This is a genomic window from Oleiphilus sp. HI0066 (assembly GCF_001635725.1).
In genome coordinates this window covers 1-1,262 of the sequence record NZ_LWFH01000555.1, presented here as the reverse complement: position 1 = coordinate 1,262, position 1,262 = coordinate 1, and the positions used below count along the sequence as shown (strand labels likewise).

Sequence of the window (1,262 nt, the reverse complement as noted above, 5' to 3'; positions counted from 1 at the left end):
AAATTTTTCAACGATCGCTACGGACATTTGACCGGAGATAAAATACTTTCTGAATTTGGGACACTATTAAAATCACGATCTCAACGAGAAGAATTTACATCCAAGTTGATCGCTGACAAGCATAATCAAATTTATCGACGAAGCATCGTAGGAAGAATGAGCGGCGAAGAATTTTCAGTGCTTTTAGTCAACACATCGATCAACCAAGCAAAAATATATGCGGACCGGCTACTCAAAGAATTCTCTGAACTAAAAATAATGACAAGTAATGGCGAGTTTATAAACACAACCTTGTCGATCGGAGGCTCCGTTGTGAGTCAAACGGACAACGTTGATTCAGCCTGGAAAAAAGCTGACCGGAATTTATCAGAAGCTAAAAACAGCGGAAAAAGCCAAATCGTGATTGAAAGCTCTTGATGCAAGATCTGGCTCTCATTTGAGCTCTACATATCCCCTAATCTGCGCAAATGTCTGTTCATCCATCGACTCAAGAAAATCAATATTTCGATGAGGAATATCTTCCGTTTTGTCCTCTCCATAAGCCAGTATTGCCTTAGCCATAGACTCTTGCCTGATCAAATGAATCATTGGGTAAGGACTACGATTTGTGTAGTGAGATCGAGCATTTTTTAATTCACCTTCAAATTCAAACTCAGGATGAAATGCAACGACTTGCAATTCATCAGACAAACCAGAGTCCTCAACCCCGTCATTTAACTCATCAACAAAGTCTAAGAACATCTCAAACTGCGAAATTGTATTGGGACTTAACACCAGCAAGCTTGTCTCGAGTTCTTCTGTGTCTGATTCGAACAGGCGGTTTATTTCATCACGGATAAAATAAGAGGTCTCTATCAACGACGACTCAAAGCAAGCATAGATACCAACTCGACCGACCTTAAACGGCAACGCTGCAAATGGGCACAAGTCATGACGAATAACCACTTCTTCTAACCATTGTTTAGTTTGCTCGCACGCAAGCAATTCATCTTCATTCATAACTATGCTCTTTTTCATTCTGACCTTTAGATGGTTTGATCCAAACGATGCTCTCGTGGTTTTGGTCTTCGTGCCCCTCTAGAATGCATTTCAAAAAAACTTTAGCAGGGCTATCGAAACTAAGGATCATTTCACGTTTATCAAATGCAGTTAAAGCCATTGTCGGGCGATCGCTTAACGTGCCGACAATGGATTTAGCATCATCAGATTCGGTGTTGTGCGCATGCTTGTGTCCTTCGGTATTATCTGGAGGCATAGTCGCG

At 41.1% G+C, this 1,262-nt stretch carries 3 protein-coding genes; 1 reads left to right on the top strand and 2 read right to left on the bottom strand.

What is annotated here, in order from left to right:
- A partial coding sequence (locus tag A3738_RS07420) for a GGDEF domain-containing protein (protein WP_156504057.1) occupies positions 1-417 on the top strand: 417 nt, incomplete at its 5' end.
- 15 nt (positions 418-432) lie between these two features.
- Here A3738_RS07420 and A3738_RS07415 read toward each other — a convergent pair.
- Both A3738_RS07415 and A3738_RS30745 read right to left on the bottom strand, forming a co-directional pair.
- A complete protein-coding gene (locus A3738_RS07415; RefSeq protein WP_068478779.1) occupies positions 433-999 on the bottom strand; it encodes a DUF1415 family protein in 567 nt (188 codons plus the stop codon).
- The coding region (locus A3738_RS30745; protein ID WP_197473676.1) for a hypothetical protein at positions 992-1,262 on the bottom strand (271 nt) is incomplete at its 5' end. The genes A3738_RS30745 and A3738_RS07415, both read right to left, overlap by 8 nt.

Bases quoted from the DNA above. Each gene is read 5' to 3' on its own strand.
- A3738_RS07415 (WP_068478779.1), bottom strand. From the start codon at position 999: ATGAATGAAGATGAATTGCTTGCGTGCGAGCAAACTAAACAATGGTTA.